We start from the raw sequence: 3,850 nt of genomic DNA, 5'->3' as shown, positions 1-3,850 counted from the left end.
CTTGTGGGGAGGTCGGACCGAAGGTCCGGGTGGGGGGCGGCGCCGACCCCCGCCCCGCTGCTTCGCCGCGACCCTTCCCACAAGGGGGAGGGTAAGCTCACGGCATCAGCTGATATTCATAAAGCTTCTGATACAGCCCGCCCTGCTTGAGCAGGGTCTTGTGCGGGCCGCTTTCCTGCACCTTGCCGTTCTCCAGCACCACGATCGTGTCGGCCTGATGCACGGTCGACAGCCGGTGCGCGATGACGATGGTTGTGCGCCCGACCGTGAGCTGCTGCAGCGCGTCGCGGAACAGCGCTTCCGACTCGGCATCGAGCGCGCTGGTCGCCTCGTCGAGCAGCAGGATTTCGGCATTGCGCAGCATGGCGCGCGCGATCGAGATGCGCTGGCGCTGGCCGCCGGACAGTAGCGAGCCGTTCTCACCTACCTCTGTCTCGTAGCCCTTGGCCATGGCGCTGATGAAGTCATGGGCGTTGGCGGCCTTGGCGGCGGCGATCACCTCCGCTTCGGTCGCATCCTGACGGCCGAGGCGGATGTTGTGCATGACGGTGCCGGCGAACAGGAACGTGTCCTGACTGACATAGGCGATCTTCTGCCTGAGCGAGGCGAGCGTGGCATGCGAGATGTCCTGGCCGTCGAACGCCACCTTGCCGCTCTGCGGGTCGTACATGCGCATGATCAGATTGAGGATCGTCGACTTGCCGCCGCCCGATGGCCCGACCAGCGCCGTCATCTTGCCGGGCGCCAGGGTGAGGTTCAAGTCTTTGAAGACCGGCGCGCTCTCGGGATAGGCGAAAGTTACGTCTTCGAACCTAATCTCGCCGGACCCCGGTCGCAGCGGTGTGGCGTCCGGCTTTTCGGCAAGTGTCAGCGGCCGATCGGCGAGTTGGAACATCATGCGCACGCCGACGATCCCGGTCTCAAGCGAAATGCGCACGCGTGCCAGACGCTTGGCCGGTTCATAGGCCAGCAGCAGTGCCCCGATGAAGGCCATGATGTTGCCCGGCATCTGACCGCCCTGCAAAACCAGGAAACCGCTCACAAAGATCGCACCGGCGATCGCCAGTCCGGCAAGCGTTTCCATCACCGGACTGGTGGCGGCTTCCAGTGTGGCGATGTTGTTGGCGCGGTTCTCGACGTCGGAGACCGCCTTGTACATGCGCTTGCGCATCGCGCCTTCGAGGTTGAAGGATTTGACGACACGCACCCCGATCGCCGTCTCCTGCATCACATGCACGATCTGGCCGAGCGAGCGGAATTCCATCGACGCAATCTTGCGGATGCGCTTCAGGATGCGGTTGACGCCGTAGATCGCGACCGGCCCGACGACGAAGCAGATCAGGGACAACGCCGGTTGCTTCCAGACCATGACGGCCACCAAGGCAATCAAGGTCACCAGGTCCCGCACATAGGATGTGACGACGAGGTCGAGGACGCTGCGTGCGGCCTGCGCGTTGTTGGTCATGCGCGTGATCAGGTCGGATGACGACGTCGAATGGTAGAACTCGATGCCTTGCGCCAGGATCCGGTCATAGATCTTGCGCTGGCGGTCGGCGATGATGGCGTTGCCGACCCGGCTCATGAAATAGGCCTGGACGAAGTTGGCGATGCCCTTGGCGATGAAGATTGCGGCGACTGCAAAGGCAATCCAGTTGACGCGTTCGACTCTCTTGTAGATCACGAATTCATTGGTGATTACGCTGAGGATCCAGGCGCTGGCGGCGGTCGTGGCGGCCACCACCAGCATCGAAACTATGGCCGCGCCATAGCCGAACTTGTGTTGGTGAAAGGATTCCCTCACCAACCTCGCGATGAGGCTCTGGTTTTCCGACGAACGGAAGAAACGAAACAAACGGCTGATCCCGTGCCTGGCTGGAGTCTCTGAGCGAATTTCGGATTCGCCACGAGGGCGAGAGGCGGCTTATAGAGCGAGTTGCCGCCGGATGGAACCTTTCGCACTTGCGGAACGAAACGGCTGCGGCAGACCCTCTTTTGCGCCAGGATGGCGCTGATTCTACCAAGGGGATGACGGAAGATGGATTTCGACCTGATCGTGCGCGGCGGCAAGCTGCCGGACGGAAGGGTTGCCGACATCGGCATCGCCGGCGAGACGATCGCCGCGATCGAGCCCGAACTGACCGCCGCCGCGGGCACGGTGATCGACGCGCGTGGCAATCTGGTCTCGCCGCCCTTCGTCGATCCACATTTCCATATGGACGCCACGCTCTCCTACGGCATTCCGCGCATCAATGCTTCCGGCACGCTGCTCGAAGGCATCGCGCTGTGGGGCGAACTTAAGCCGCTGCTGACGCATGAGGCGGTGCGCGAGCGGGCGCTCGCCTATTGCGACTGGGCGGTGTCGATGGGGCTGCTTGCCATCCGCACCCATGTCGATGTCTGCGACGACCGGCTGCTGGCGGTCGAGGCGCTGCTCGAGGTCAAGACGACCGTCGCGCCCTATATCGACCTGCAGCTCGTCGCCTTCCCGCAGGACGGGCTCTACCGCTCGCCGACGGCGCGTCAAAACACCATCCGCGCGCTCGACCTCGGCGTCGACATTGTCGGCGGCATCCCGCATTTCGAGCGCACCATGGCCGACGGCACGCGCTCAGTAACCGAGCTCTGCGAAATCGCCGCCAAACGCGGCCTCATGGTCGACCTGCACTGCGACGAGACCGACGATCCGCTGTCGCGCCACATCGAGCAGCTTGCCTATGAGACCGAGCGGCTCGGCCTGCAGGGCAGGGTGGCCGGCTCGCACCTCACCTCCATGCATTCGATGGACAATTACTACGTCTCCAAGCTGTTGCCGCTGATCGCCGAGGCCGGCGTGGCGGCGATCCCCAATCCGCTGATCAACATCATGCTGCAGGGCCGCCACGACACGTTCCCCAAGCGACGCGGCCTGACCCGGGTGAAGGAGATGCTGGCGCTCGGCATCCTCGTCGGCTGGGGCCAGGACTGCGTGCTCGACCCCTGGTATTCGCTGGGCACCGCCGACATGCTCGACGTCGCCTTCATGGGCCTGCATGTCGCCCAGATGTCGAGCCCGGCCGACATGGCGCGCTGTTTCGACATGGTCACCAACGTCAACGCCGCCATCATGGGCCTCGACCACCTCGGGCTGGCCGTCGGCAAGCGCGCCAGCCTCGTCGTCCTCGATGCCGGCAATCCGATCGAGGCGGTGCGCCTGCGCGCCGAACGGCTCTGCGTCATCGCCCGGGGCAAGGTGGTGGCGGAGCGGACAAAGCAGGAAACGCGCCTGTCGATCGCGGGCAGGCCGCAAAATGTCAACCGAAGGCATAAATCGAGCTAGAACCAGCCGATTTTCGTCGCTGGTCTTACGGATTGCCGGGATTTTGCTCGTCAAATCCCCGGCTTGAAGCTAGGACGCCCGCCATGGCTCAGTCTTTCGCCCGTGGCTTTACGATCAAGAACATGCTTCTCGCCGGCATCCTCCTGATGCTGGCCGGCGATTTCATGTTCGCGCTGAACGACGCGATGGGCAAATGGCTGGTCGCCTCCTTCTCCGTCGGTCAGGTGGTGCTGATCCGCTCGATCGGCGCCTTCATCGTGCTCGGTCCGATGATCGCCAACCAGGGCGCGGGCAAGCTGTTCAGTCTCGACCGGCCGATGCTGCAGGTCCTGCGCGTCGTGGCGACCACGCTCGATACCGGGTTCTTCTACGCCGCGGTCGTCTATTTGCCGCTCGCCGACGTGATGAGCTTCTACATGGCCGGCCCGATCTATGTCGCGGCGCTGTCGCACCTGCTGCTCGGCGAGAAGGTCGGCTGGCGGCGATGGCTGGCGATCCTGGTCGGCTTCTGCGGCGTGCTCATCATCCTGCAGC

Annotated in this window: 3 protein-coding genes; 2 read left to right on the top strand and 1 reads right to left on the bottom strand. The window is 63.9% G+C overall.

What is annotated here, in order from left to right:
• Window positions 1–97: 97 nt before the first annotated feature.
• Complete coding sequence (locus EN780_RS29245; protein WP_128276029.1) at window positions 98–1,852, bottom strand: ABC transporter ATP-binding protein; 1,755 nt, start codon at window positions 1,850–1,852, stop codon at window positions 98–100.
• A 183-nt stretch (window positions 1,853–2,035) separates the two neighbouring features.
• Here EN780_RS29245 and EN780_RS29240 point away from each other — a divergent pair, with 183 nt between their 5' ends.
• Together EN780_RS29240 and EN780_RS29235 are read left to right on the top strand one after the other, a co-directional pair.
• Window positions 2,036–3,316, top strand: a complete 1,281-nt coding sequence (locus tag EN780_RS29240; RefSeq protein WP_128276028.1) for an amidohydrolase family protein — start codon at window positions 2,036–2,038, stop codon at window positions 3,314–3,316.
• An 83-nt stretch (window positions 3,317–3,399) separates the two neighbouring features.
• Window positions 3,400–3,850 (top strand): DMT family transporter (locus EN780_RS29235; RefSeq protein WP_133372758.1); only part of this gene is annotated, 451 nt, incomplete at its 3' end.

Origin of the sequence: Mesorhizobium sp. M4B.F.Ca.ET.089.01.1.1, assembly GCF_004022605.1 — a bacterium.
Taxonomy (GTDB): domain Bacteria; phylum Pseudomonadota; class Alphaproteobacteria; order Rhizobiales; family Rhizobiaceae; genus Mesorhizobium; species Mesorhizobium abyssinicae.
The sequence above is the reverse complement of the archived record's forward strand: the minus strand, read 5'-3'. Positions and strand labels throughout refer to the sequence as shown.